The organism is Ornithinibacter aureus (assembly GCF_009858245.1).
GTDB classification, from domain to species: domain Bacteria; phylum Actinomycetota; class Actinomycetes; order Actinomycetales; family Dermatophilaceae; genus Fodinibacter; species Fodinibacter aureus.
The window spans coordinates 1,819,670-1,846,144 of record NZ_VMSB01000001.1; the positions used below are offsets into that span (position 1 = coordinate 1,819,670).

The following is a 26,475-nucleotide window of genomic DNA, read 5'->3' on the forward strand; positions in this document are numbered from 1 at the left end:
TCCTTACAGCTTCAGCAGGTTGGCGTCGTCGACCGAGGCCGAGCGGCGGGAGCGGAAGATGGCCATGATGATGGCCAACCCGACGACGACTTCGGCTGCCGCGACGACCATGACGAACAGGGCGATGACCTGACCGTCGAGGTTGCCGTTCATCCGGGCAAAGGTCACGAAGGCGAGGTTCGCGGAGTTGAGCATGAGCTCGACCCCCATGAAGACGATGATCGCGTTGCGCCGGGTGAGCACCACGGCCGCACCGATGACGAACAGGATCGTCGCGAGGTAGATGTAGTTGACGGGGTTCATCGCTCCTCCCCCTTGGCGATCTCGGCGTCTCGTTCGGCCTCGGCCTCGATGAACGGCGTCGGCGACTGGTTCTGGTCGCGGGCGGTGAGCACGCGGGAGACCGAGAGCTCGGAGGGGGTGCCGTCAGGCAGCAGGGCCGGGGTGTCAACCGCGTTGTGGCGGGCGTAGACACCGGGAACGGGCAGACCGGCGAGGTGCTCACCGGAGCGGAAGCGTCGGGTGCTCCACTCGCGCTGGTTCGGCGCCCGGCCGAGCCGCTCGCGGTGGGCCAGCACCATGGCACCGAGGGCTGCGGTGATGAGCAGCGCGCTCGTCATCTCGAAGACCCAGACGTAGCGGCCGAAGATCAGCTGCGCCATGCCGGTGACGTTGCCGACCTCGGCGTTGATCGCACCGACGCCGACCGGCTCGCGGAACGCGACCCGCCCGATGGCAGCGGCGAGGATGCCGCCGAGCCCCAGGCAGAGGACCGCGGTCACCCAGCGCTGGCCGGGCAGGGTCTCCACGAGGCTGTCGGAGGAGTCGACACCGACGAGCATGATGACGAAGAGGAACAGCATCATGACCGCGCCGGTGTAGACGAAGATCTGGATGACACCGAGGAAGTCGGCACCCTGGGCGATGTAGAAGATGCCGAGGATGATCATCGTCAGGGCCATGCCGAGCGCCGCGTGGACGGCCTTCTTGGCAAAGATCAGGCCGAGGGAGCCCAGGACCGCGAGGGGCCCGAGCACCCAGAAGAGCACCTGCTCACCGGTGCCGGTCACGAGGTCACCTCCGCGTCGGTGGAGTGGGCGTGCTCGGCGACGTAGGCACGCTGCGCGTCCGTGGCTGCCGACACCTTCCCGAGGTAGTAGTCGCGCTCCTCCATGCCCGGGGCCATGGGGAACGGCGGGGTGAGCATGCCCGCCTGCACCGGGGCCAGCAGCTGGTCCTTGGTGAAGATCAGGTCGGCCCGGTTGTTGTCGGCGAGCTCGTACTCGTTGGTCATCGTCAGCGCGCGCGTCGGGCAGGCCTCGATGCACAGGCCACAGAAGATGCAGCGCAGGTAGTTGATCTGGTAGACGCGGCCGTACCGCTCACCGGGGCTGAACCGGCCCGAACCACCCTCGGAGTCGTCGTTGCCGGCACCCTCGACGAGGATCGCGTCAGCGGGGCAGGCCCAGGCGCACAGCTCGCAGCCGACGCACTTCTCGAGACCGTCAGGATGCCGGTTGAGCTGGTGGCGTCCGTGGAAGCGGGGTTGGGTGGGTCGCTTCTCCTCGGGGTACTCCTCGGTGATGACCTTGCGGAACATCGTCGAGAAGGTCACCCCGAATCCGCCCACCGGGGCGAACAGGTCGGAGAAGAAGCCGGACTTCTTCTTCTGCTCGTCAGCCACGAACGGCCTCCTTGGTCTCACTGTCCGCAGTCAGCGCGGGGGCGGCGAGCGAGGGCTCGACCAGGCGCTGGCCGGGCAGGGGTGGCACGGGGTGTCCGCCCGCGTAGGGGTCGACCTCGTCGGGGATGGGCGGGTGGGCGGCGGCTTCCTTGGCCTCGGCCCGGATGTCCCACAGCCAGACGCCGACGAGGGCCGCCACGGCGATGAGCCCGATGAGGCCCAGGGTCACCACGGGGAAGGAACGGTTGGCGAAGTCCACGGTGCCGACCTCGTCGAACCAGCCGTTGCGCCCGGCCCGGAACACCGAGATGAGCACCACCCAGCCCAGGGTCGCGGGGATGAGGAACTTCCAGCCGAAGCGCATGAACTGGTCGTAGCGCACGCGCGGCAGCGAGCCACGCAGCCAGACGAAGAAGAACATGAAGAGCCAGAGCTTGGCGGTGAACCACAGCAGGCCCCACCATCCCTGGTTGAACATGCCGTCGTTGATCGCCGCGATGCCGGGAGGGGCCGCGGGGCCACCGAGGAACATCGTCGTGGCCAGCGCGGCGACGGTGAACATGTTGATGTACTCACCGAGGAAGAACATCGCGAAGCGCATCGAGCCGTACTCGGTGTGGAAGCCACCGGTGAGCTCGCCCTCGCCCTCGGCGAGGTCGAAGGGCAGTCGGTTGGTCTCACCGACCATCGTGATGGTGAAGACGAAGAAGCTGAAGAACAGCGGCAGGGCGAACCACAGGTCCGACTGGGCCGAGACGATCTGCGAGGTCGACATCGACCCGGCGTACATGAACACGGCCACGAGGGAGAGGCCCATGGCGATCTCGTAGGAGATCATCTGCGCGGTCGCACGCAGGCCACCCATGAGGGGGTAGGTCGAGCCGGACGACCAGCCGGCGAGCACGACACCGTAGATGCCGACGCCCGCGACGGCGAGCACGAGCAGCACGGCGACGGGGGTGTCGGTGAGCTGCAACGGTGTCTGGTGCCCGAACAGCGACACCTCGCCGGCCAGCGGCATGATCGAGAACGAGACGAAGCACATCGTCGCCGTGATGATCGGCGCGAGGGTGAAGACGAAGACGTCAGCCGCCTTGGGTCGCACGTCCTCCTTGAGCATGGCCTTCATGCCGTCGGCGAGGGTCTGGAGCAGGCCGAAGGGGCCGTTGCGGTTCGGGCCCGGACGCTGCTGCATCCGGCCGATGACCCGACGCTCGAACCAGATGACGAGCAGCGTCGAGAGGAGGAGGTAGACGAAGATCATCAACCCCTTGACGACCGAGAGCCAGAACGGCGTGTCGCTGAAGTCGGCCTTCGGGTTGTCGACGCTGGCGGTGACCAGCGAGGCCACCGAGACCAGCTCGGGCAGGGCGGTCAGGGCACTCATCACTGAGACTCCTTCGTGACGGACACCAAGGCTCCGGGCGACCCTTCGAGGGCGCCGCGCAGGTCACAGCCCGCGCTGTTCGTCGGGAGCCAGACGACGTGGTCGGCCATCTCCGAGACGAGGACAGGTGCGGTGACGCTCTGGTCGCCGGCCCGAACCGTGAGGTGGTCACCGTCGACCACCCCGAGGTCGGCGGCCGTGGCTGCCGACACCCGGGCACGGGGCGCGGGTGCCGTGCCGGCGAGGAACGGTTCTCCGTCCTGGAGCGAGCCTGCATCGAGCAGGTGGCGCCAGGTCGCGAGCACGAGGGTGCCGGGTTCGACGACGGGCACGTCACCCGCAGGCACGGTCGGCGCAGCGGCGCGAGCGCCGTCCCACGCCCCGAGCGAGCTCATCTCCGTGCGGACCTCACGCAGCGTGCGCGTGCCGAGGAACTCACCCATCTCGTCGGCCAGCATGTCCAGGACGCGGTAGTCGCTGTCGAAGCCGGTCTCGATCGCCATCTCGAACTCGCGGGCGCGACCCTCCCAGTCGACGAAGGTTCCGCCCTTCTCCGCGTGCGCCGCGACGGGCAGCACGACGTCGGCGACGGCGGTGACGGCCGAGGGCCGCAGGTCGAGGGAGACGACGAACGCGCGCTCCAGCGCGGCGGAGGCGACGGCATCCCCGATGTCCGCGGGGTCGACACCACCGACGACGAGCGCTCCGAGTTCACCCGACGCGGCCGCGGCGAGGATCGCCGCCGTGTCACGGCCGGCGACCTCGGGCAGGGACTGCACGCCCCACGCGGTCGCGACCGCGGCGCGGGCGGCGGCATCGGATGCCGGGCGGCCGCCGGGCAGCAGGGTGGGCAGCGCACCGGCCTCGAGCGCGCCGCGCTCACCGGCCCGACGAGGCACCCACGCCACCCGGGCACCGGTGGTCTGCGCCAGCGTCGCGACCGCACTCAGCGCACCGGGCACCGAGGCGAGCCGCTCGCCGACGAGGATGACGGCGTTCTCACGCAGCGCGGCAGAAGCCGCGGTGACGACGTCGGAGCCGGAACCGGCCGCCAGCGCGGCGAGCACCTCCGGCTCGGTGCCGGGAGCGGTCGGGATCAACGTGCCCCCGACCTTGGCCAGGCCCCGCGTCGCGACCGGCGACACGCCATACACGGTGGTGCCACTCTTGCGGAAGGCCTTGCGCAGCCGCAGGAACACCATGGGGCTCTCGTCCTCGGGCTCGAGGCCGACGAGCACCACGGTGCCGGCCGTCTCGAGGTCGCCGTAGGTCACGGCGCCACCATCGGGCGAGGTCGCGACGACGTGCGAGGCGAGGAAGTCTGCCTCCTCGGCCGAGTGCGGACGGGCGCGGAAGTCGACGTCGTTCGTGCCGAGCACGGTGCGGGCGAACTTGCCGTAGGCGTAGGCGTCCTCGGCGCTGACCCGCCCACCGACGAGCACGCCGGATGCCGTGGCGCCACGCAGGCCCGCAGCGGCGGCGGCGAGCGCATCGCGCCACGAGACGACCTTGAGCTCACCGTCGGTGCCGCGCACCATCGGGAACTCGATGCGGTCACCGACGCCGGTGTAGGCGAAGGCCCAGCGACCCTTGTCGCAGTTCCACTCCTCGTTCACCAGCGGGTCGGCCTGAGCCATGCGGCGCAGGACCGTGCCACGGCGGTGGTCGGTGCGCTGGGCGCACCCGCTGGCGCAGTGCTCGCATACGCTGGGCGTCGACACGAGGTCGAACGGACGGGAGCGGAAGCGGTAGGCGGCACCGGTGAGGGCACCCACGGGGCAGATCTGCACCGTGTTGCCGGAGAAGTAGCTCTCGAAGGGCTGCTCCTCGTAGATGCCGACCTGCTGGAGTGCGCCGCGCTCGACCAGTGCGATGAACGGGTCACCGGCGATCTGGTCGGAGAAGCGGGTGCAGCGCGCACACAGGACGCAGCGCTCGCGGTCGAGCAGGACCTGCGAGGAGATGTTGACCGGCTTGGGGTAGGTGCGCTTGACGTCCTCGAAGCGCGAGACCGCACGGCCGCTGCTCATCGCCTGGTTCTGCAGGGGGCACTCGCCACCCTTGTCGCAGACCGGGCAGTCGAGCGGGTGGTTGATGAGCAGGAGCTCCATGACGCCCTGCTGCGCCTTGTCGGCACCCTCGGACGTGTACTGGGTCTTCACGACCATGCCGGGGGCGACGGTCATCGTGCACGACGCCTGCGGCTTCATCCGACCGGGAGGGCCCTGCATCTGGGTGGGCTCGCCGGGGGTGCCGTCGGGGCCGGGGCGACCCGGCATCCACACCTCGACGAGGCACTGGCGGCACGCACCGACAGGGTCGAGCCCGGGGTGGTCGCAGAAGCGCGGGATCTCGATGCCGGCCTGCTCGGCGGCCCGGATGATGAGCGTTCCCTTGGCGACCGAGACCTCGCGGTCGTCGATGGTCAGCGTCACCTGGTCGGCTGCGGGCGGTGCGACCGCCGCTGCCGGGGTGCCGGCCGCGGGGGGCGCGGTCTTGGGCGTGGTGGTCATGCGTTCACGCTGTCCTTTGCGTCCTTGGCGAACAGGGTCGACGCCTTGGGGTCGAACGGGCACCCACCGTGGGTGATGTGCGCGATGTACTCGTCACGGAAGTACTGGATCGAGCTCGTGACCGGGCTGGTCGCACCATCGCCGAGCGCGCAGAAGCTGCGACCGAGGATGTTGTCGCAGATGTCGAGCAGCTTGTCGAGGTCCTCCTCGGTGCCCTGCCCGCGCTCGAGGCGCCCGGTGATCTGCTTGAGCCACCAGGTGCCCTCACGGCACGGGGTGCACTTGCCGCAGGACTCGTGCTTGTAGAAGTCGGTCCAGCGGTCGACCGCGCGCACGACGCACACGGTCTCGTCGAAGATCTGAAGGGCCCGGGTGCCGAGCATCGAGCCCGCGGCGCCGACGGACTCGAAGTCCAGCGGCACGTCGAGGTGCTCGGCGGTGAACAGCGGTGTGGAGCTGCCTCCGGGGGTCCAGAACTTCAGGGCCCTGTCGGGGTCGCGCATGCCGCCGGCCATGTCGAGCAGCTCGCGCAGCGTGATGCCGAGCGGGGCCTCGTACTGGCCGGGGGTCTTCACGTGCCCGGACAGGCTGAAGATGCCGAAACCGGTCGACTTCTCGGTGCCCATGCCCGTGAACCAGTCGACGCCCTCGAGGATGATCCCGGGGACGGAGGCGATGGACTCGACGTTGTTGACCGACGTCGGGCGGGCGTAGAGCCCGGCGGCGCCGGGGAACGGCGGCTTGCTGCGCGGCTGGCCGCGCCGACCCTCGAGGCTGTCCAGGAGGGCGGTCTCCTCGCCGCAGATGTAGGCGCCCGCGCCGGCGTGCACGGTGATGTCGAGGTTGACCCCCGTGCCGTGGACGTTCTTGCCGAGGTGTCCGGCCGCGTAGGCCTCCTCCACGGCGCGCAGCAGGCGGCGGTAGACGTGCACGACCTCGCCGCGCAGGTAGATGAAGGCGTGCTCGCAGCCGATGGCGAACGAGCTGATCGCGACACCCTCGATGAGGACGTGCGGGTTGGCCATCATGAGCGGGATGTCCTTGCAGGTGCCCGGCTCGGACTCGTCGGCGTTGACGACGAGGTAGCGCGGACCGCCGTCCGGGGGCGCCATGAACGACCACTTCATGCCGGTGGGGAAGCCGGCGCCGCCGCGGCCGCGCAGCGAGGAGTCCTTGACGGCCGCGATGATCGCCGCCGGCTCCATCGCGAGCGCCTTGTCCAGCGCCTTGTACCCGTTGTGGCGGGTGTAGGTCTCCAGGGACCAGGACTTCGGGTCGTCCCAGAACGCACTGAGGATCGGGGTGAGCGTGGTGGCCATCACGAACCCTTCTTATTCGGGGCGGAGGTCTTGCGCGGTGCCTTCTCGGACCCGGCGGTGCGGGCCTTGGCGTCGTCCTCGGCCGGAGCCTGCTCGTCGGGGTCGCGGGTCGCGGCCGGCTCCACCTTGGCAGCGGCCGCTTCGTCGCTCGCGGGGGTGACCTCGGTGTTGCCGGGCTCGGCCGGGCCGGCCGGGGCGGGTGCCTCGGACACGTCCGACTCGGATGCCGTCGGCGCGGGGGCCGTGGCCGACGCACCTTCGGGGGCGGTCCAGCCTTGTTCGTGCGCGAGCTTCAGGCCGGCGAGGGACGCCGGGCCGGCGCCGACCCCTTCGTCGGCGAGCCCGTCGTGGAAGCCGGCCAGCACGCGGCTGACCTGCTTGAACGTGCACAGCGAGCTCGGCCCGCGGGTGGGCGCGACGGGCTTGCCGGCGGTGAGGTCGTCGACCAGGGCGATGGTGGACTCGGGCGTCTGGTTGTCGAAGAACTCCCAGTTCGCCATGACGACCGGCGCGTAGTCGCAGGCCGCGTTGCACTCGACGCGCTCGAGCGTGATCTTGCCGTCCGCGGTGGTCTCGTCGTGACCCACGCCGAGGTGATCCGACACGGCATCCCAGATCTCGTCGCCGCCCATGACGGCGCACAGGGTGTTGGTGCACACGCCGACCGTGTACTCGCCGTTGGGGTGGCGCTTGTACTGCGTGTAGAACGTCGCGACGCCGGACACCTCGGCGGTCGTGAGGTCGAGCAGCTCGGCGCACAGGTCGATGCCGCGGCCGGTCACGTAGCCGTCGACGGACTGCACGAGGTGCAGCAGCGGCAGCAGCGCCGAGCGCTTTTGCGGGTAGCGGGCGATGACCTCGGCGGCGTCGGCGCGGAACTGCGCCTCGACGTCGGCGGGGTACGGTGCCTTGGAGTCCTCACTGACCGTGAGGTGACCGGATGCGGTCTGGAGGCCGAAGTCGTGAGCCATCAGCGGTCGACACCTCCCATGACGGGGTCGATGGAGGCCACCGCGACGATGACGTCGGCGACCTGGGCGCCTTCGCACATCGCGGCCACGGCCTGCAGGTTGTTGAAGCTCGGGTCGCGGAAGTGCGCCCGGTAGGGCCGGGTGCCGCCGTCGGAGACGGTGTGGCAGCCGAGCTCGCCCTTGGGTGACTCCACCGCGGCGTACGCCTGCCCCGGGGGGACCCGGAAGCCTTCGGTGACGAGCTTGAAGTGGTGGATGAGCGACTCCATGGACGTGCCCATGATCTCGCGGATGTGGTCGAGGCTGTTGCCCTGACCGTCGCCACCGATGGCCAGCTGGGCCGGCCACGCGATCTTCTTGTCCTGCACCATGACGGGCTGGCCCTCGGTGCGCTGGAGCCGGTCGAGGGTCTGCTCGACGATCTTCAGCGACTGGTACATCTCGTCGATGCGGATGCGGATGCGGTCGTAGGCGTCGCAGCCGGTGCGGGTGACGACGTCGAAGTCGTAGGTCTCGTACCCGCAGTACGGGTCGGACTTGCGCAGGTCGTGCGGCAGGCCGGTCGAGCGCAGCACCGGGCCGGTGACGCCGAGCGCCACGCAACCGGTGAGGTCGAGGTAGCCGATGCCGACCGTGCGGCCCTTGAGCAGCGGGTTCTCGTTGATCAGCAGCTCGATCTCGTGCAGACCCTGGCGCAGCTCGCCGACGACCTCGCGGACCATGTCGACCGCGCCGTGCGGCAGGTCCTGGGCAACACCGCCGGGGCGGATGTACGCGTTGTTCATCCGCAGACCGGTGACGGCCTCGAAGACCCGAAGGATCCGCTCACGCTCACGGAACCCGACGGTCATCACCGTCGTGGCACCCAGTTCCATACCGCCGGTGCCGAGGCAGACGAGGTGGGAGTTGATCCGGGTGAGCTCCATCATGAGCACGCGGATGATGTTGGCGCGCTCGGGGACCTGGTCGGTGATGCCGAGCAGCTTCTCGACGGACAGGCAGTACGCCGTCTCCTGGAACATCGGCGTGAGGTAGTCCATGCGCGTGCAGAACGTGACGCCCTGCACCCAGGTGCGGAACTCCATGTTCTTCTCGATGCCGGTGTGCAGGTAGCCGATGCCGGCGCGGGCCTCGGTGACCGTCTCGCCGTCGAGCTCGAGGATGAGGCGGAGCACGCCGTGCGTCGACGGGTGCTGGGGGCCCATGTTGACGACGATCCGCTCCTCGTGGAGCGCGGTCGCCTCGTCGACGAGGTCGTTCCAGTCGCCGCCGGAGACGTTGAAGACCGGTGCGCCGTCGAGCCCTTCGTCGACGGAGGCGCCGTAGGCGTCGCTGAACGACTCGTGGGTGCCCTGGGCCTCGAAGACCTCGGTGTCGTGGTCGTGGGTCGTCATCAGTTGAACGCCCTCCGCTGGTCCGGCGGCGGTACGACGCCGCCCTTGTACTCGACGGGGATGCCGCCGAGCGGGTAGTCCTTGCGCTGCGGGTGGCCCGGCCAGTCATCCGGCATGAGGATGCGGGTCAGGGCCGGGTGCCCGTCGAAGATGATGCCGAACATGTCCCAGGTCTCGCGCTCGTGCCAGTCGTTGCCCGGGTAGACCGAGATGATCGACGGGATGTGTGGGTCGCTGTCGGGGGCGGCGACCTCGAGGCGGACGCGGCGGCTGCCGTTGGTGATCGACAGCAGCGGGTAGACGGCGTGCAGCTCGCGGCCGGTCTCCTCGGGGTAGTGCACCCCGGAGACGCCCATGCACATCTCGAAACGCAGCTGCGGGGTGTCGCGCATCGCGCGGGCGACGGCGAGCAGGTGCTCGCGGGCGACGAAGAAGGTCAGCTCGCCGCGGTCGACGACGACCCGCTCGATGGCCTCGTGGTACCCGGGGCCGTCGCCGGTCGTGAGCGCGGTGCCGAGCTGGTCGGCCACCTCGTCGAACCACGAGCCGTAGGGCCGCGGGCTCGCGCCGGGCAGCAGGGTCGGGGTGACCAGACCGCCGTAGCCGGAGGTGTCGTGGCCCTTGGTCGCACCGAACATGCCGTGGCGCTCGCCGACCTTCACGGGCTCGCGAGCCTCGTCGGAGATGTCCTGCCAGGTGGCGATGTTGGCGGTGTGGGCCTGGGTTGCCTCGTCGAGGGTGCCCTCGACCTCTCCGGAGTTCTGCTCGGGGCTCATGCGAGGAGGTTCTTCCCGCTCGGAGCCGCGAGGTGGGCCAGGTGGTCGTGGGTCGGGGCCATCAGCGACGTCGGGGTCGCGGCGAGGGCTGCGGCCTCGGCCGCCCGGGCCGCGGCGATGCGGTTGACGCCGAGCTTGCTGCCCTGGATCTGGGCGTGCAGCTCGATGATCGCGTTCAGGAGCATCTCGGGGCGGGGCGGACACCCGGGCAGGTAGATGTCGACGGGGATGATGTGGTCGACGCCCTGGACGATCGCGTAGTTGTTGAACATGCCGCCCGAGCTGGCGCACACGCCCATGGAGATGACCCACTTGGGGTTGGGCATCTGGTCGTAGACCTGCCGCACGACGGGAGCCATCTTCTGCGAGACCCGTCCGGCGACGATCATGAGGTCGGCCTGACGGGGGGTGGCGGAGAACCGCTCCATGCCGAACCGGGCGATGTCGTAGTCAGGGGTGCCGACGGCCATCATCTCGATGGCGCAGCAGGCCAGACCGAACGTCGCAGGCCAGATCGAGGCCTTGCGCATGTAGCCGACGACGTTCTCGAGCGTGGTCAGCACGAAGCCGGCGGGCAGCTTCTCCTCGAGTCCCATCAGCCCTCCTTGGGGTGAGCGGTCGGTGAGGTGGGGTGCACGAACAGGGGTGCGGACGGCATCCGGGCGGTGGTCATCAGTCCCACTCCAACCCGCCGCGCTTCCACACGTACGCGTAGGCGACGAAGACGGTGAGGATGAACAGCACCATCTCGACCAGCGCGAACAGGCCGAGGGAGTCGAAGGCGACCGCGAACGGGTACAGGAAGATCGACTCGATGTCGAAGATGATGAAGAGCATCGCCGTGAGGAAGTACTTGACCGGCACGCGGCCACCACCGGCGGCGCGCGGCGTGGGCTGGATGCCGCACTCGTAGGCCTCCAGCTTGGCGCGGTTGTAGCGCTTGGGGCCGACGACGAGGCTGGTGCCCACGGAGAGCGCGGCGAAGCCGAAGCCCAGCGCGAGCAGGATGAAAATCGGTGCGTAGGGGTTGCTCATCGAGGTGACAACTCCCCTTTCGGTGCTCAGGTACATCGGGCTGGCACGGCCGAACAACAGTCAGCGTCCCGGCCATCCTAGGGGGAGTGACCTACGCCTCACCCGACGACGCTCGACAGTCGGCCCGGACGCATGCTGTGCATGCACTTTCCGGACCGGCGGGCGAACGCCGTGAGGGTGCTTGTGAATCTCTTCACGATCGGCCGCAGTCTAGGACGGGCCGCCGGCGGGGTTGCACTAAGGCAGCCCTAACCTGCCGCTCAGGCGGTCGGCTTCGTCGCCCGGTGGAGGGCGACGATGCCGCCGGAGAGGTTGCGCCACTGGACCTCGCCCCAGCCTGCCCCGGACACCCGCTGCGCCAGGCCGCGCTGCGCCGGCCAGGCCTGGATGGACTCCGCGAGGTACACGTAGGACTCGGGGTTGCTGCTGACCTTGCGTGCCACCGCGGGCAGCGACCGCATGAGGTAGTTCGAGTACACCGTGCGGAAGGCCTTGTGCGTCGGCTGGCTGAACTCGCAGATGACGAGCCGACCACCCGGCTTGGTGACGCGCAGGAACTCGCGCAGCGCGGCATCCGGGTCGGCGACGTTGCGCAGCCCGAAGCTCATCGTCACGACGTCGAAGGACTCGTCGGCGAAGGGCAGGTTCATCGCGTCGGCAGCGGTGAACCCGAGGTCCGAGCGGCGCTGGTGGCCCACGCGCAGCATCCCCAGCGAGAAGTCGGCGGGCACGACGTCGACCCCGGAGTCGGCGAACGGCTCGCTGCTCGTGCCCGTCCCGGCGGCGATGTCGAGCACGACCTGCCCGGGAACGGCCTCGCAGGCCGCGACCACCGCACGGCGCCAGAGCCGGTCCTGGCCCAGCGAGAGCACGTCGTTGGTCACGTCGTACTTGCTCGCGACGTCGTCGAACATCGCGGCGACGTCGCGGGGGTCCTTGTCGAGGGAGGCGCGGCTCATGCGCGCCATCCTCCCACCCGTGCACCCGCGTCCCCACATCGACCAATAGGTCACCGCAGGTACACCCCACCCACGCCCCCGCGTCCCCACATCGACCAATAGGTCACCGCAGGTACACCCCACCCACGCCCCCGCGTCCCCACATCGACCAATAGGTCACCGCGGGTACACCCCACCCGCGGCGTGCACCCGCACCGGGGACGTATCCTGCTGCGCGATGACCTCGCTGCCCGCGGGTGACCGACCGAGCGACCCCGTCGCCTCCGCCGCGCCCCTCGTCTCGCGCACCGTGCCCCTGCCCCTCGAGCTCGGCACGGCGCTGCTCGCACTGCTGCCCGTCCGCGGCGCTCGCGACCTGTGCTCGTGGGTGCGACGCGGCGAGGGTGTGATCGGGTGGGGTCGCGCGGCCAGCCACACGGCATCCGGCCCGGACCGGATGGCCGAACTCGACCACTGGTGGTCCGCCCTCATGGCGCACGCCGTCGTCCGCGACGAGGTGCGGCGCCCGGGCACGGGTCCGATCGCGTTCGGCTCCATCTCGTATGCCGCGTCCTCGCCCATCGGAGCGACGCTCGTCGTCCCCGAGGTCGTCGTCGGCGTCCGCGGCGGAGTCGCCTGGCTGACGACCGTCGCGCTGGATGCCACCCCTGCCGTCCCGGGTGCTGTCGAGGTGATCCGTCAACCGGCCCCTCAAAGCCCGACCGACGTCGCCTTCGCCGACGGCTCGCTCTCCCCCGCCGACTGGGCCGGCGCCGTCGCGGATGCCGTGCAGCGCATCACCGACGGTGACCTCGACAAGGTGGTGCTCGCCCGCGACCTCGAGGTGTCCACCACCGGAGAGCTCGACGTGCGCTGGCTGCTGCACCGCCTCGCCGAGCGCTACGACACCACGTGGGTGTTCGCCGTCGACGGCCTCGTCGGGGCCACCCCTGAACTGCTCGTGCGCCGCGAGAAGGGCCTGGTCACCTCCCGAGTGCTCGCGGGCACGATCCGACGCACCGGTGACGACGACCACGACCTGGCGCTCGCGGCATCCCTGGCCCGCTCCAGCAAGGACCTCGAGGAGCACGAGTACGCCGTGCGCTCGGTGGCCGACGCCCTCGCACCGCACTGTTCGTCGATGAACGTGCCCGAGGTGCCGTTCGTGCTGCACCTGTCCAATGTCATGCACCTGGCCACCGACGTCGCCGGGGTCCTCGTCGACGACGCATCGGCGCTGGCGCTCGCAGCCTCACTGCACCCCTCGGCCGCCGTGTGCGGCACCCCCACCCCCGTCGCGGATGCCGTCATCGCCGAACTCGAGCACATGGACCGCGGCCGCTACGCCGGGCCCGTGGGGTGGATCGACGCGTCCGGCGACGGCGAGTTCGGGATCGCCCTTCGGTGCGGGGAGGTCTCGACGACCGATCCTTCCCGGATGCGGCTGTTCGCCGGGTGCGGCATCGTCGCCGGGTCGGTGCCTGATGACGAGGTCGCGGAGTCGTCGGCCAAGCTCGTACCGATGCGCGACGCGCTCACGGCATCCGGGCCCGCCTGCCCTTCCCCGAACGTGGGTGAAGATCGTCGGCTGGACGACGATCTTCACCCACGTTCGCGGGATGGCTCGCGAGGTGAAGCGCCGGGCCGGGTCAGCTGAACGGCGGGCGGGCGTCGACCGCCACGGACCGACGACCGGCCCAGCGCCACACCCGCGCGGAGCGGTCGCGGTCCTCCTCGGTGATGAGATTGCCCATCCAGCGCAGCGCGAGCGTCATGAGCCAGTCGCTGCGCATCCCGACCGGGCCGAGCGCGCTGAGGATCTTCGGGGTGGTGAACACCCCAGCGAGGCGGCGGGCGATCGAGAACGCCTCGCCGTAGTTCTCCTGGAGCAGTGCGGGCCAGACCACCGACAGGTCGTCGTCGAGGTGGTCGACGAGCAGCCGTCCGGTCTCGAGGCCGTAGTCGATGCCTTCGCCGTTGAGCGGGTTGATGCACGCGGCGGCGTCGCCGATGAGGGCCCAGTTGGCGCCTGCAACGTTGCTGACGGCACCGCCCATGGGCAGCAGGGCGCTCGTGGGCATGCGCTGCTCGCCGGTGAGCTCGAAGTCGTCGCGGCGAAGGTCGGTGTAGTGCTTCATCAGCGGCTTGATCGCGACGTCCGCCGGGCGCTTGGTCGTCGCGAGGGTGCCGACGCCGACATTCACCTGGCCGCCACCGAGCGGGAAGATCCAGCCGTACCCGGGCAGGGTCTCACCGGACTCGGACCGCAGTTCGAGGTGGCTGCTGATCCACGGGTCGTCTGCGCGGGCCGAGTCGACGTAGCAGCGACCCGCCACGGCGTACACGGTGTCCTTGTGCCACTCACGGCCGAGCACCTTGCCGAGGCCCGAGCGCACCCCATCCGCGACGACGAGCCGCTCGCACTCGATGTCGAAGGTCTCGTCGCCGCGCGTGAAGGTGACGGACTTGACCCGCCCACCCTCGACGCGGGCGTCGACGGCCTTGGCCCCCTCGACGCCGGTGGCCCCCGAGGTGATCGCCTCAGTGCGGATGCGGTCGTCGAGTTCGGTGCGCGGCACGGCCGACCCGTGGTCGGGCAGTGAACCGCCGGGCCAACGCAGGTGCAGGGTCTGCCCGAAGCCGTGCGCGCGCAGGCCCTGGTTGACGGCGTGCTCACGAACCCACTGCCCCAGGCCGAGGCGGTCGAGCTCGGCGATGGCGCGAGGGGTCAGCCCGTCGCCGCAGGTCTTGTCGCGGGGAAAGACGGCCGCGTCGGCCAGGACGACGTCGCGGCCGGCACGCGCAGCCCACGCTGCCGCGGACGATCCGGCCGGCCCGGCGCCGACGACGAGGACATCCGTGCGCTGCGGGGTCTGTGACACCCCGCCATTGTCGCAAGGTGAGGGCGCGCGCCCGAAATCGCCCCCCGGCATCCCTAGACCACAGCGACTCATTGCACTCCCGCCACCGCCCCCCTCCCCGACTTCGTGCGACTTAGGTGCGGCGAAACGCCCGAGCCAGCCTCCGGGCCGCACGGAAGTCGCACGAAGTGGTGGGCTACAGGGAGGCGAGGGTGGCGGCGGCGAGGGCTCGCAGGTCGGCAAGGGCCTGCCGGTGCGTGCTGCGGCCAACACGCACCTCGACGACGCGGATGCCGTGTTGTGGCTCGGCGACCGCGTCCGTCAGGGCTTCGCTCGATTCCACGAGGTCGTACCGGATGCCGTGTGCTCGGCAGAGCGCTGCCAGGTCGGTTGCGGTGGGGGTACCGAACACCCGCTCGAAGTCTGCCTCCCGCTCGGGTGCCCCGGGCTCGAGGGTGGCGAAGATGCCGCCGCCGTCGTCGTTGATGACGACAAGGGTGAGGTGGGGGGTCACCTCGTCGGGGCCGATCAGCAGCCCGTTGGTGTCGTGGAGGAAGGTCAGGTCGCCGAGGAGCGCGAAGGCCGGGGCGGGCGCTCGGGTCAGGGAGATGCCGACCGCCGTGGAGACGACACCGTCGATCCCGGCCAAGCCGCGGTTGGCCAGCACGTCGTCGGCGATCGGGCCCGCCACGGCGAGGTCGAGGTCGCGGACCGGGTTGCTCGGGCCGAGGACGAGAACGGCGTCATCGGGGAGGCCGTCGACCACGGCCTTGGCCGCGGCGAGACCGCTCGGCCACGGGAACGGCTGTGCGGCAACGCCATCCGCCAGCTGTTGGGCCGCCGCTCGCCACCTGGCCCCCCAGCCGCGGTCATCCTCGGGAACGGTCGGCCCGCCGAGGCGCAACGCCAGCGGGGGGTGCACGGCGCAGGCGACGTGCGACGGGTCGGGCCACTGGCTGTCCTCGGCCACCACCTCGACCACGAGCCCCGGTCGGCGCAGCAGTGCCCCGACGGCCCGGGACAGGGTCGGGCGCCCGACGACGACGACGCGCTCCGGGGCGTGGGCGTCGAGCCAGTCGGTGGCGGTGAGGAGCAGCGAACCGTGCGGCAGCGCTTCGGCTCTGAGCGCTGCACTGCCGAAGGGCTCGGCGACAAGGGGATGACCGCGCTCGGACGCCCAGGCGGCGGCTCGTTCACCGAGAGCCGGGTCGCGGGTGTCGCCGACGACGACCAGAGTGCGGGCCACCTCCGACAGCGCCAGGTCGTTCGTCGGCGGCCGTACCCCGAGTGACCTATTGGTCGATGGGGGTACGGGGGCCTGTACCCACGGGGCGCCGTCGGCCCTGCCGTCGAGGTCGTCGACCCAGCTGTTGTCGGAGGCAGCGGGTACGAGGGGTTCGCGCAGCGCGACGTTCAGGTGCACCGGGCCGGGCGCCCCACCCGTGGCGCCCGTGGCGGCCGCGAGTGCCCGGCAGACGGTGCTTCGCCAGAACGGCCCGAGCCCGGGGCGCTCCACCGGAGCCGGCAGGTCGGCGAACCAGCGGGTCGAGCCGCCGAAGATGCCGGGTTGGGTCGTCGTCTGGTTCGCGCCGGTCCCCCGCAGCTCGTGCGGCCGGTCGGCCGACAGCACCAGCACGGGCACGCCGGCGTGGTGGGCCTCGAGAACGGCCGGATGGATGTTGGCGACCGCGGTGCCCGAGGTGGTGATGACGGCCACCGGCAGACCCGAGCCGCGGGCCAGACCCAGCGCGAGGAAGCCGGCGCTGCGCTCGTCGACTCGCACGTGCAGCCGCAGGAGCCCTGCGCGTTCCGCCGCGAGCACGGCGTACGCGAGCGGAGCCGACCGCGAGCCCGGGCTGAGCACGACGTCGCGCACTCCGCCGCGCACCAGTTCGTCGACGAGCACGGTCGACAGGGCCTGGGACGGGTTCACGCGCGTGAGTCTGCCACTGGGCAGGGTCACGCGACGCGGGCCACGTGGTGAACCGACATGATCACGTCGTGGCACCACCTCGCTCGATGACGTGGTCGCGAACCGAGCGCACTTCGCGGCCGAGCACCTCACCAGCGCTTACCTGCCATGCATCAAGCCCCGGGACGGCACCCCGGGGTGCACCTTCGGCAGCCCGCACGGTCTGCACGTAGCTGGACAGGCGGTGCCGACCAAGGTCCATCGGCGCACCCTGACCGCCCCTCGGCGCCACAAGAGTCGTCCACGACTGACCGCTCGGGTTGGGGGTGAGGTCGAGCCTGGACACCGGGTCGTCCGCGTGCTCGATCGACAACACACGGGTCGACGCCGGCACGGGGAACAGCCCCACGGGTGCCCCGGAGGTCACGACGTGGGTCACCCGGTTGCCGGCCCGAAACGCCGGGTCGCTGACCAGCGCGGCAGCGAGGATGCCGCCTTGCGAGTGCCCGACGAGCATCACGGGGTCCTGGGGTGAGGACCTCCCCGATTCGGCTCGCGCGCGGGCCAGCGCCGCGGACACTCCGGCCGCCGCGATCGTCGCGTCCCCGGTGAGCGCTCGCACGTCGGTGCTGAGGTCGAACGGGTTGCTCCCTGGCCGCGGCGACCACTCCTGGGTGCCCGGGATGATGACGACCCACGCCGACCCTCCGTCGCCTCGGGTCGTCTCCACCACCCGCACCCGCCCCCCGTCGAGGCCCTCGCCCGCGGCCACGAGATCGGCGACGCCGGGCACCCGACCGTGCACCCCGCCATGACCGACCAAGGGGCCGGTGAGCGTCGACGGCACGGCCCGTACGATCGGGCTGCTGCCGTTGACCGGGCCGTCAACCAGCCAACCGGCCCGGCCAGCCACGTCAGCGCCCGCGGCAACGGCCGCGAGGATCCCGGCGACGCCCCGCTCGACCTCGACATAGGTCCGAGCCGCCGACCGCAGCGCAGTGGCCAGCCCATCGAACTCGAGGGAATGACCCCACAACCCACCCGGCCCAACGAGTGCCAGCGCCCGGCCCTCCACCGAAAGCCACCGGGCGATGAGCACCACCTCACCCGGTGATCGCACCCGCGGGAGCCCGATCCCGGCCAGGACGGCGGCGAGCCGCCCGGCATCCTCACGAAGCTCCTCGGCGATGGCCGCCACCCGCTGGGCTGCCGCGGTAAGCGTCTCGGAGCGAACATCGACCCTCACGAGGCCAACCCCGACCCGACATCCGACGCCACGGACTCTGCCGCAACGAGCCCTGCCAGCTCGTGACACGCCTGAGCGAGGAACCGCAACTCGGCCTCGGTCGCGGCCAGCCCAGCCACCCGGCGCTCGAAAGCATCCCGAAAGACCTGCGCTGCCCCGCCCTGCCACCAGACGAGGGCGAACCGCGACACGGCCACCCGACGCTCACGCAACCGATCGGCCGCTGCGCCGGCCTCCGTCGACAGGCGCAGCAACTCCTCCACCGGGTCCTTGCCCACGCGCACCCCCTTGCCATCCCCGAGCGCCACCGCCGTTCGGTCGCGCCCACTGCTGCCACCCTCACCCGCGCCGTCAGAGCAGACGAATCGCGAGCGCCCACCTGTGGATGAGCGGCCTCCGCGCGCAGGCCTGTGGACGACCACGCCTACGCTGACGCCATGCCGCACCACGACCTCGTCATCATCGGCAGCGGCTCGGGCAACTCGCTGCTGACACCCGAACTTGCCGGCCTCGACGTCGCGATCGTCGAGGCCGGCACGTTTGGTGGCACGTGCCTGAACGTGGGCTGCATCCCGACCAAGATGCTCGTCCTGCCCGCCGACCGGGTGGTGGCCGCCGCGGATGCCGCCCGGCTGGGAGTGGCGTTCGACCCGCCTCGCGTTGACTGGCCGGCCATTCGGGACCGGGTCTTCGGGCGCCTCGACGCCATCTCCGAGGGCGGCCGCGCCTATCGGCAGCACCAGCAGTCGACGACCCTCTACGAAGCCCACGCGAGATTCGTGGGCCCGAGCCGATTGTCCCTGTCGACGGGCGAGCAGCTCACCGCCGACCGCATCGTCGTCGCGGCCGGGTCGCGGGCGCTCGGGCTCGACGTCGAGGGCCTGCGTGAGCCCGACCCCGCCCGCGGCCTGCACACGAGTGACACCGTGATGCGGCTGGGCTCCCTTCCCCCACGAATGGTCGTCATCGGCGGCGGCTTCGTCGCCTGCGAGCTCGCGCACGTGTTCTCGGCGTTGGGCGTCGCCGTCACCCAGATCCAGCGCGGCCCGAGCCTGCTCCGGCATCACGAGGAGGTGATCGCGCAGCGCTACACCCAGGTCGCCGCAAACCACCACGACGTGCGGCTGCGGACCTCCCCGACGTCGGCCGTGCACGAGGACGGGGTCTGGCGCGTCCACCTGGACGGCGACGACGGCCCCACCCACGTCGAGGCCGAGGTGGTGCTGCTCGCCGTCGGGCGGCGACCGAACGGCGACCGTCTCGACGCGGCATCCGGGGGTCTGGACCTGCACCCCGATGGGCGCGTCGTCGTGGATGCCGAGCTGCGCACCACCGCGCCCGGGGTCTGGGCCCTGGGCGATGTCAGTGCCGAGCACCAGCTCAAGCACGTCGCGAACCACGAGGCCCGCATCGTCGCCCACAACCTCGCCGTCGACCTCGGCCGCACGGCCGGGCCGTCGCGGCGCACGGACGACCGGCCGGTCCCGCACGCCGTGTTCGGCCACCCGCAGGTCGCGTCGTTCGGCGCGACGTCGGCGGAGCTCGACGCGGCGGGCACCCCTTACGTCACCGCGACCCAGCGCGTCGGCGACACCGCCTACGGGTGGGCGCTCGAGGACACCACCGGCCTGCTGGTCATCCACGCCGACCCGGCCGGGCAGATCCTCGCGGCACACTGCCTCGGCCCGCACGCGTCGACCCTGATCCAGCCCCTCGTGCAGGCGGCCACCTTCGGACAGCCCGCCCACGAGGTCGCCCGGGGGCAGTACTGGATCCACCCGGCTCTCGCCGAGGTCGTGGAGAACGCGCTGCTCGGGTTGCCGGGTCAGTCGCGCTGAACCCAGGCCTGCACCGGGGTGCGGTCCGTGAGGCAGTAGAGCCGGCCGACGGGGTCACGCAGAACCGTCCAGAAGTCACGGTCGTCGACGACGTGCGCCCCGGCCGCCACGTGTCGGGCTCGCGTCGCCGCACGGTCGACACAGGCAAGGTCGAGGTGTGCCCGTGCCGGCCCGTGCTCCTCACCGAGTCGCTGGAACAGGAACCTGATCGGGATGCCGTCGGGTCGGGTCAGGCACGAGAACTCCGGGACGTCGGTCGGTCGCCACGACCACCCTGTCAGGGCCTCCCAGAAGGACGTCTCGAGGTCGTGGACCTCGGCTGGAAGGTCGATGCAGACCTGGTCGATGAGCTCGGACACCCCCTCGCGTACCTGGGTGTGCTCGCCCTGCCAGGTCGTGAGGCAGAACGGCAGCCCTGCGGGTGATCGCAGGACGACGACGGCGGGTGGCGCGCCCAGCGTGCCCACCTCGATGGCGCCGAGGGCCGTGGCGCGGTCGGCGGCCACTCGCACGTCCTCGACGTCGAGGTCGACGTGGATGCCGCCCGCGCCCTGCGCGACCGCCTGCACCTTCACCCACGGGTCGCCGTCATCGGGCAGGAGCGTGGCGAACTCGGCGTGATCACCCCGAGGCTCCGACAGCGCCCAGCCGGTGACCGTCGACCAGTAGTCCCATGACGCTGCCCGGTCGTTCAGGGGCGTGTCGAGGAAGGCCCACATCCAGCGGACGTCGATCACGGCATCCCCCCTTCCTGCGGAGCGGCGGCCAGCACGGCATGGCAGTTGGCGACCCGGTCGGCCCACCACGTCGCACGCTCCGGTGGCGCGGCCCACCGGTCGAGCAGTGCCTCGTCGACGGCCACCCGCCCAGCCCTGAGCGCCCCGTGGTCCGGCAGGAGTGGGCAGGGGGTGACGTCTCCGGCGAGCAGGGCCACCGTGCCCAACCCGCAGGCGTGCTCGAGCGTGGGCAGGGCTGCCGCGAGCGCCACCCCGGAGGAGATGCCGACGCTGGTGTCCAGCGCCGACGACACCACCGCGGGAAGGCCGCACTCCTGCACGATGGCCAACGCCGAGCGCACCCCCCCGAGCGGGGCGACCTTGACGACGATGAGGTCGGCGGCCTCGAGGTCTCGGACCCGCAGGGGGTCCTCGGCCTTGCGGATGGACTCGTCGGCGGCGACCGGCACGTCGACTCCCGCGCGAACCAGTGCCACGCGCAGGTCCCGCAACTGCTCGACGTGCGCGCACGGCTGCTCGGCGTACTCGAGGTCGTACGCGGCCAGACGGCCGAGTGCCTCTACCGCCTCGTCCACGGACCACGCCCCATTGGCGTCGACGCGCAGCCGGGCCGAGGGACCCATGACGGCGCGCACCTCGGCTACCCTCGCGACGTCGTCGTCGAGCCTCTGCCCTCGCTCGGCGACCTTGACCTTGGCCGTCGTGCACCCCGGAAACCGGGCGAGGACACCCGCCACCTGGGCAGCGGGCACGGCTGGAATGGTGGCGTTGACGGCGATCTCGTGCCGCACGGCATCCGGCCAGGGGTGACATGCGGTCTCGATCGCGCTGGCGAGCCAGCGCGATGCCTCCTGCGGCCCGTACTCGAGGAAGGCGCCGAACTCGCCCCACCCGTTCGGGCCGCTGATGAGCGCGACCTCTCTGGTGGTCACGCCTCGAAATGGGACGCGCATGGGGATCGCGACGACGCGCAACGCCGCAAGGAGGTCACCGACCGGTGGCACGTTCACGAGCCCACCGTATGCCGTCCGGGCACAACCGCTCAGCCCGCGACCGGAGTGCGTGCCCGAAGCTGGAGGGCGATGTCCCGGCTGGCCATCAGTCGGTGCCGGAACCGCCCGAGCAACAGGTCTGGGCTGCCGAGCGGGATGACGTCCGGCTGGGCGTGGTACATCCACTGCGCGCGGCCCGACCATGCCGAGACCCCGCCGACCGCGTAGGCAAATCCTGACCCACGCTGGCCCGGGGAGGACCGCAGGCCGGCCAGTTCCTGGATGAGGCTCGCCCGGACCGGGCGGTTCTGCCCCACGAGGTCGTTGCCCTTGGCGACGGCCCACACCACGGCGCCGGTGGCGATGTCGTCGCGATCGCTGCGGAGCAGCCCCGGTTCAGTGTCCACGGCTCGGGTCAGCAGCCGCCGGGCCGCCGTCAGCCCCTCGTCCCCCAGCACGAGCGGGACCCATGGCTCGAAGCGGGCCGCGATGGCAGCAACCCGGTCACGCAGGTGCCCGGGCACGGCATCGAGGTCGAGCGCCTCCGGGGCAAGCGGGGTGGCATCGAGGTTCGCCAACGCCTCGTCGCCTCCGACGATCGCGGCGAGCCAGGCCAAGGTCTGCTCGTGCGCCGGCGGCAATGGCGGCTGTACCGGCGGTGGGGGCGGCCCCGGCCGTCGATAGAGCCCTCGCTCCTCGAGATCGAGCACGGCGCACTCGTAGCCGCTGCCGGACACCGATCGCTGGACCACGTCGATGACGTTCCCGCCGACCATGACCACCTGGGTCAGCTCACCGAGGCTGCGCGGGGGTGGTTCCTCCCAGCGCTCCTGCACGGGCTCCCCGAAGGGTTCCTTCCAAGGCTCCTCGTACCGTCGCGCGTCGAACCTCAGCACGTTGTCGTCGTCCATCGTCGCCCCTCCGTCCAGCGTGCCCCCCTGGCTCGCTCTGCCCCGATCGTGGCACGACCTGCTGACAGTGCCGCGCAGTTTTCCACAGGCCTACCACGAGCACCGCGGACGGTCTTGCATCATGATGCCCAAGGTGATGCACTGATGCCATGCGCACGACGGTGACCATCGATGACGATCTGCTGCGTGCCGCCAAGGTGCTCGCAGCGAAGGAGGACCGCAGCATGAGCAGTGTCCTGGAGGAAGCGCTGCGCGCGCTGCTCGAGCGCGCCCAGGCAGCCGACGCCGAGCGGCGCTCAGCGTTCGACCTCCCCGTGTTCGAGGGGTCCTTTACCGTGGACCCAAACAACAACTCGGCCATGCGTGATGCCATGGAGCGCGTGTGATCGTCCCTGACGTCAATGTCCTCATCAACGCCGCTCGTGCGGGCGCGCCTGACCACGACCTCGCCCGCAGAACGATGGTCGACATCCTGACCGGCAAGGAGCCCGTCGGGCTGCTCGACGAGACCTTGGCCGCGACAATTCGCATTCTCACCAATCCGCGACTTGGCACCGTCCAGAGCATGGCTGATGCGGTGAGTTTCTGTGACCGCGTGCGGTCTGGGCCTGCGGCGCTGAGGCTTCTTCCGCCAGAGAGCGCGTGGACAACCTTCACGGCATCCGTCATCGACGTCGACCTTCGCGCCAACGACGTACCGGACGCCTGGCTCGCAGCCGTGGCGACCTCCGCAAACGCCACCCTCGTGACGTTTGACCGCGGTTTCCGCCGTTTCCCTGGCCTCAGTCTTCACCTCCTCGGCGATGACACCGGACCCCGCGGATAACCTGTCGCCGTGAGCGCCATCCCCGCCGTCAGTGAGACCTTCGACCCCGACGCGTGGCAGGAGGTGCACGGCTTCGAGGACCTCACCGACGTCACGTACCACCGGGCCGTCGGGCTCGGCTGCGTGCGTGTCGCCTTCGACCGCCCGGAGGTGATGAACGCGTTCCGCCCCCACACCGTCGACGAGCTCTACCGGGTTCTCGACCACGCACGCCGCACGGCTGACGTCGGCGTCGTCCTGCTGACCGGCAACGGGCCGGGCCCCGATGGCACCGGCAGCGCGGGCAAGTGGTCGTTCTGCACCGGCGGCGACCAGCGCATCCGCGGCCGCTCGGGCTACCAGTACGCCGACGGCACCACCGCCGACACCGTCGACGAGCGCCGGGTCAAGGCCGAGGGCGGGCGCCTGCACATCCTCGAGGTGCAGCGCCTGATCCGCACCATGCCCAAGGTCGTCATCGCCCTCGTGGGCGGATGGGCGGCCGGCGGGGGCCACAGCCTGCACGTCGTCTGCGACCTCACCCTCGCCTCGCGCGAACAGGCCCGCTTCAAGCAGACGGATGCCGACGTCGGCAGTTTTGATGGCGGCTACGGCAGCGCGTACCTCGCCAAGATGGTGGGGCAGAAGTTCGCCCGCGAGATCTTCTTCCTCGGACGCACGTACTCGGCCGACGACATGCACCGCATGGGCGCGGTCAACATCGTCGCGGACCACGCCGAGCTCGAGGCCGAGGCGCTGCAGGCCGCCCGCGAGATCATGGGCAAGAGCCCCCAGGCCCAGCGGATGCTCAAGTTCGCCTTCAACCTGCTCGACGACGGGCTCATGGGTCAGCAGGTCTTCGCCGGCGAGGCGACCCGTCTGGCCTACATGACCGACGAGGCCGTCGAGGGTCGCGACCAGTTCCTCGAGAAGCGCGACCCCGACTGGTCGCCCTTCCCCTGGTACTTCTGAGCGAGCTGGTTCATCCGGACGGCGTCACTGAAATAGGCAAATCGCGGGCTGATGAGGCAGCCCATTCGAACAACCATCCTCCTGCCAACAATAGGGCCAAGGCGGCCAAGGGCACGCAAATCAGAAGGACTAGCGGGCTTCCCATCCTGCCCAGAACTCGGTGAAGAATCTGCCAAACAGGAGCGCCCCAAGAGCCGATGGCCACGTAGATGGCGACAAGGTTCGCAGTACTGAACAAGATGCTGAGCACCGCTAATGCCACGAAAGCAATCGCGCCGAAAACTTGATATAGGACGAAGGCCAACCCATCGAGCGACTCGAACTGCCCCGTCTCCCCATAATATTCGACGAACTCTCGAAACTCCTTACCGCCCGCCGGCGGGTCCCAGAGGAACGCCACGACTGTAGTGCCGACCGCGGTGAACAACAGTGGCACGAGGAAGGCCGTCGAATGCCAGAACCCTGGGGCGACAACACCACGCCTCGATGCCACAACAATGACCGAAATTGCGACGACCGAGATAGCCAGAGCCAATATCAGTATTCCGACCAAGATGGTGGTCCGGTATCTGAGATAAAGACTCACGACCACGATCAAAACGAAACCCAGGACCCAGAGATCTGGGTCTTCGGCCGACGAGCGCTTCTCTCGCCGCGCCCCCTTCGGCAAGACAAATGAACCGCCACTCAACTCATCGGCGATTTCTCGAATATTGCTCATCGATTCCCCGAACGCGTGACCACGCGACACGCGACCGAATGCAGGCCCTAGCAGGAGGCCTACCACAAGTGCGGGGGCATTGAGAGCCCAGTTGACGATTGAGGCTTCACCAAAATCCTGCATTGAGCTAGTCCCCACCTCCTGCAACGTGATCCCCGGCGATCTGGAGACAGGCTCCAACGACCAGAAAACCGAATGCGTACACAATGTCCCAGACGTGGGCCACGACAAAGGTGAGCACGACCTCCGGAAAAGAACTCTGCATGAGAACCACCTCCACACCGCAGCCTAGGGAATCACTGATTTTCTCGGCTGGCCGGGGCGTCTTCGGCCTTGGTGGGTGGGGTCCCGGGAGAATGGGGTGTGGATATCGATCAGCCCAGTTTCACCGACATTGAGTACGGCAACCGGCGGCGTGTGTCGCGTCGGGAGAAGTTCTTGGAAGCGATGGACGCCACGATCCCGTGGGCGTCGTGGGTGGGGGTGATCGAGCCGTTCTACTACGCGGATCGTGCGGGTAAGCGGGGCCGTAAGGCCAAGCCGGTGGAGACGATGCTGCGGATGTACCTGCTGCAGGTGTGGTTCTCCCTGTCCGATGAGGGCGTGGAGGACGCGGTGTACGACTCGTACGCGATGCGCCGGTTCATGGGGTTGGACTTCGCGGTCGAGCAGGTCCCGGACGCCACGACGCTGCTGCACTTCCGGCACTTGTTGGAGGAGCACCACCTCGGGGAGAAGCTGTTGGCGGCGCAGAACGAGGTGTTCGCGCAGCAGGGCTGGATCATGCGGGGCGGGTCCATCATCGACGCCACGATCATCGCGGCGCCGTCATCAACGAAGAACGCCACCGGCACCCGCGACCCGGCGATGCACCAGACGAAGAAGGGCAACCAGTGGCACTTCGGGATGAAGGCCCACATCGGCGCTGATGCCGGGACCGGGTACGTCCACACGGTGACCGCGACCGCGGCGAACGTGCATGACCTGGACGAGGCGGTGCACCTGGTGCGCGCCGATGACGAGGTTGTGTACGCCGACGCCGGGTACCAAGGAGCTGCGAAGCGGCCCGAGATCGCCGAGAACGAAGACCTGTCACAAATCACGTGGCAAGTCGCCCCACGTAAAGGGGTGCTCAAGACGATGCCCGAGCATGACCGCGCCGTGGCATCACGCCAGGCGTCGGTGCGGGCCAAGGTCGAACACCCGTTCCTCATCGTCAAGCGTGACTTCGCCTTCACCAAGACCCGCTACCGCGGGATCGCGAAGAACCTCAACCACCTCAACGTGTTGTTCGCCTCCGCGAACTGGTTGATGCGCGCCAGGGCCGCCGCCCTCATGGGGTGACGGCCAGGCTTCAGCCTGCCCGCAACCGCTAGAAACACCCCGAGACCCGGGGGTCAAGAGCCCAACCCACCGGGCGAAACGAGCCCCCGGGGAGTGCCCCCGACCCCGCCGGGCCCCCG

26 protein-coding genes are annotated in these 26,475 nt (G+C 70.2%); 6 read left to right on the forward strand and 20 right to left on the reverse strand.

All coding sequences use genetic code 11. The features are described from left to right. Window positions 1-3: 3 nt before the first annotated feature. From nuoK to C8E84_RS08660, 12 genes are all read right to left on the reverse strand, one after another. Entirely contained in the window at window positions 4-303 is a 300-nt protein-coding gene (gene nuoK, locus C8E84_RS08605; RefSeq protein WP_159901273.1) for an NADH-quinone oxidoreductase subunit NuoK, read from the reverse strand. After that, on the reverse strand, window positions 300-1,070 hold the full coding sequence (locus C8E84_RS08610; RefSeq protein ID WP_159901275.1) for an NADH-quinone oxidoreductase subunit J: 771 nt from the start codon (window positions 1,068-1,070) through the stop codon (window positions 300-302). Before C8E84_RS08610 ends, nuoK begins: the two co-directional genes overlap by 4 nt. Next, window positions 1,067-1,684 carry an NADH-quinone oxidoreductase subunit NuoI gene (nuoI, locus tag C8E84_RS08615; protein ID WP_159901277.1) on the reverse strand — a complete coding sequence of 206 codons (618 nt, stop codon included), beginning with the start codon at window positions 1,682-1,684 and terminating at the stop codon, window positions 1,067-1,069. Before nuoI ends, C8E84_RS08610 begins: the two co-directional genes overlap by 4 nt. Beyond that, window positions 1,677-3,071 carry an NADH-quinone oxidoreductase subunit NuoH gene (gene nuoH, locus C8E84_RS08620; RefSeq protein WP_159901279.1) on the reverse strand — a complete coding sequence of 465 codons (1,395 nt, stop codon included), beginning with the start codon at window positions 3,069-3,071 and terminating at the stop codon, window positions 1,677-1,679. Before nuoH ends, nuoI begins: the two co-directional genes overlap by 8 nt. Next, on the reverse strand, window positions 3,071-5,584 hold the full coding sequence (locus tag C8E84_RS08625) for an NADH-quinone oxidoreductase subunit G (RefSeq protein WP_159901281.1): 2,514 nt from the start codon (window positions 5,582-5,584) through the stop codon (window positions 3,071-3,073). The genes nuoH and C8E84_RS08625 overlap by 1 nt, the downstream gene beginning before the upstream one ends. Next, on the reverse strand, window positions 5,581-6,903 hold the full coding sequence (nuoF, locus tag C8E84_RS08630; protein WP_159901283.1) for an NADH-quinone oxidoreductase subunit NuoF: 1,323 nt from the start codon (window positions 6,901-6,903) through the stop codon (window positions 5,581-5,583). The genes C8E84_RS08625 and nuoF overlap by 4 nt, the downstream gene beginning before the upstream one ends. Further along, window positions 6,903-7,874 (reverse strand): NADH-quinone oxidoreductase subunit NuoE, encoded by a 972-nt coding sequence (gene nuoE / locus C8E84_RS08635; RefSeq protein ID WP_159901285.1) that lies wholly within the window; start codon window positions 7,872-7,874, stop codon window positions 6,903-6,905. The genes nuoF and nuoE overlap by 1 nt, the downstream gene beginning before the upstream one ends. Then, window positions 7,874-9,268, reverse strand: coding sequence for an NADH-quinone oxidoreductase subunit D (locus C8E84_RS08640; protein ID WP_159901287.1), 1,395 nt, complete (start codon window positions 9,266-9,268; stop codon window positions 7,874-7,876). The genes nuoE and C8E84_RS08640 overlap by 1 nt, the downstream gene beginning before the upstream one ends. Continuing rightward, the gene (locus C8E84_RS08645) at window positions 9,268-10,044 is read right to left on the reverse strand and encodes an NADH-quinone oxidoreductase subunit C (RefSeq protein ID WP_159901289.1); all 777 of its coding nucleotides are present in this window, start codon (window positions 10,042-10,044) and stop codon (window positions 9,268-9,270) included. Before C8E84_RS08645 ends, C8E84_RS08640 begins: the two co-directional genes overlap by 1 nt. Continuing rightward, window positions 10,041-10,640, reverse strand: a complete 600-nt coding sequence (locus C8E84_RS08650) for a NuoB/complex I 20 kDa subunit family protein (RefSeq protein ID WP_159901291.1) — start codon at window positions 10,638-10,640, stop codon at window positions 10,041-10,043. The genes C8E84_RS08645 and C8E84_RS08650 overlap by 4 nt, the downstream gene beginning before the upstream one ends. Window positions 10,641-10,716: 76 nt before the next feature. Beyond that, window positions 10,717-11,079, reverse strand: coding sequence for an NADH-quinone oxidoreductase subunit A (locus tag C8E84_RS08655; protein ID WP_159901293.1), 363 nt, complete (start codon window positions 11,077-11,079; stop codon window positions 10,717-10,719). A 260-nt stretch (window positions 11,080-11,339) separates the two neighbouring features. After that, complete coding sequence (locus C8E84_RS08660) at window positions 11,340-12,038, reverse strand: demethylmenaquinone methyltransferase (RefSeq protein ID WP_159901295.1); 699 nt, start codon at window positions 12,036-12,038, stop codon at window positions 11,340-11,342. Window positions 12,039-12,255: 217 nt separating this feature from the next. On the opposite strand from C8E84_RS08660, the gene C8E84_RS08665 reads away from it, so the two are divergent. Continuing rightward, window positions 12,256-13,674: an isochorismate synthase gene (locus tag C8E84_RS08665; protein WP_159901297.1), complete on the forward strand. Its 1,419-nt coding sequence runs from the start codon at window positions 12,256-12,258 to the stop codon at window positions 13,672-13,674. On the opposite strand, the gene C8E84_RS08670 is transcribed toward C8E84_RS08665, so the two are convergent. The 4 genes from C8E84_RS08670 to C8E84_RS08685 all read right to left on the reverse strand — a co-directional run bounded on the left by C8E84_RS08670 (window position 13,667) and on the right by C8E84_RS08685 (window position 18,314). After that, window positions 13,667-14,899, reverse strand: coding sequence for a geranylgeranyl reductase family protein (locus C8E84_RS08670; RefSeq protein ID WP_246196855.1), 1,233 nt, complete (start codon window positions 14,897-14,899; stop codon window positions 13,667-13,669). The genes C8E84_RS08665 and C8E84_RS08670 overlap by 8 nt on opposite strands. A gap of 175 nt (window positions 14,900-15,074) precedes the next feature. Beyond that, complete coding sequence (gene menD, locus C8E84_RS08675; protein ID WP_159901301.1) at window positions 15,075-16,811, reverse strand: 2-succinyl-5-enolpyruvyl-6-hydroxy-3-cyclohexene-1-carboxylic-acid synthase; 1,737 nt, start codon at window positions 16,809-16,811, stop codon at window positions 15,075-15,077. Between the two features lie 61 nt (window positions 16,812-16,872). Next, on the reverse strand, window positions 16,873-18,036 hold the full coding sequence (locus C8E84_RS08680) for a PGAP1-like alpha/beta domain-containing protein (RefSeq protein WP_159901303.1): 1,164 nt from the start codon (window positions 18,034-18,036) through the stop codon (window positions 16,873-16,875). Continuing rightward, complete coding sequence (locus C8E84_RS08685; protein ID WP_159901305.1) at window positions 18,033-18,314, reverse strand: hypothetical protein; 282 nt, start codon at window positions 18,312-18,314, stop codon at window positions 18,033-18,035. The genes C8E84_RS08680 and C8E84_RS08685 overlap by 4 nt, the downstream gene beginning before the upstream one ends. Window positions 18,315-18,473: 159 nt before the next feature. On the opposite strand from C8E84_RS08685, the gene C8E84_RS08690 reads away from it, so the two are divergent. Beyond that, on the forward strand, window positions 18,474-19,874 hold the full coding sequence (locus tag C8E84_RS08690) for a mycothione reductase (RefSeq protein ID WP_159901307.1): 1,401 nt from the start codon (window positions 18,474-18,476) through the stop codon (window positions 19,872-19,874). Here the strand turns inward: C8E84_RS08690 and C8E84_RS08695 are convergent. The 3 genes from C8E84_RS08695 to C8E84_RS18065 are packed head-to-tail and all read right to left on the reverse strand — an operon-like array spanning window position 19,862 to window position 22,514. Continuing rightward, window positions 19,862-20,611, reverse strand: coding sequence for a VOC family protein (locus C8E84_RS08695; protein WP_211675454.1), 750 nt, complete (start codon window positions 20,609-20,611; stop codon window positions 19,862-19,864). The two genes, C8E84_RS08690 and C8E84_RS08695, sit on opposite strands and share 13 nt — an antisense overlap. Then, window positions 20,608-21,621, reverse strand: a complete 1,014-nt coding sequence (locus C8E84_RS08700; protein WP_246196856.1) for an o-succinylbenzoate synthase — start codon at window positions 21,619-21,621, stop codon at window positions 20,608-20,610. Before C8E84_RS08700 ends, C8E84_RS08695 begins: the two co-directional genes overlap by 4 nt. A 32-nt stretch (window positions 21,622-21,653) precedes the next feature. After that, on the reverse strand, window positions 21,654-22,514 hold the full coding sequence (locus C8E84_RS18065) for a hypothetical protein (RefSeq protein WP_246196857.1): 861 nt from the start codon (window positions 22,512-22,514) through the stop codon (window positions 21,654-21,656). A gap of 149 nt (window positions 22,515-22,663) precedes the next feature. On the opposite strand from C8E84_RS18065, the gene C8E84_RS08705 reads away from it, so the two are divergent. The 3 genes from C8E84_RS08705 to C8E84_RS08715 are packed head-to-tail and all read left to right on the forward strand — an operon-like array spanning window position 22,664 to window position 24,291. Further along, window positions 22,664-22,900: a ribbon-helix-helix domain-containing protein gene (locus C8E84_RS08705; RefSeq protein ID WP_159901311.1), complete on the forward strand. Its 237-nt coding sequence runs from the start codon at window positions 22,664-22,666 to the stop codon at window positions 22,898-22,900. Next, window positions 22,897-23,340, forward strand: a complete 444-nt coding sequence (locus C8E84_RS08710; RefSeq protein WP_159901313.1) for a TA system VapC family ribonuclease toxin — start codon at window positions 22,897-22,899, stop codon at window positions 23,338-23,340. Before C8E84_RS08705 ends, C8E84_RS08710 begins: the two co-directional genes overlap by 4 nt. Before the next feature lie 9 nt (window positions 23,341-23,349). After that, complete coding sequence (locus tag C8E84_RS08715) at window positions 23,350-24,291, forward strand: 1,4-dihydroxy-2-naphthoyl-CoA synthase (protein WP_159901315.1); 942 nt, start codon at window positions 23,350-23,352, stop codon at window positions 24,289-24,291. 10 nt (window positions 24,292-24,301) lie between these two features. Here the strand turns inward: C8E84_RS08715 and C8E84_RS08720 are convergent, their stop codons facing one another. Continuing rightward, window positions 24,302-25,012 carry a hypothetical protein gene (locus C8E84_RS08720; RefSeq protein WP_159901317.1) on the reverse strand — a complete coding sequence of 237 codons (711 nt, stop codon included), beginning with the start codon at window positions 25,010-25,012 and terminating at the stop codon, window positions 24,302-24,304. A gap of 369 nt (window positions 25,013-25,381) precedes the next feature. On the opposite strand from C8E84_RS08720, the gene C8E84_RS08725 reads away from it, so the two are divergent. Further along, window positions 25,382-26,356, forward strand: coding sequence for an IS5 family transposase (locus C8E84_RS08725; protein ID WP_159904451.1), 975 nt, complete (start codon window positions 25,382-25,384; stop codon window positions 26,354-26,356). Window positions 26,357-26,475: the final 119 nt, after the last annotated feature.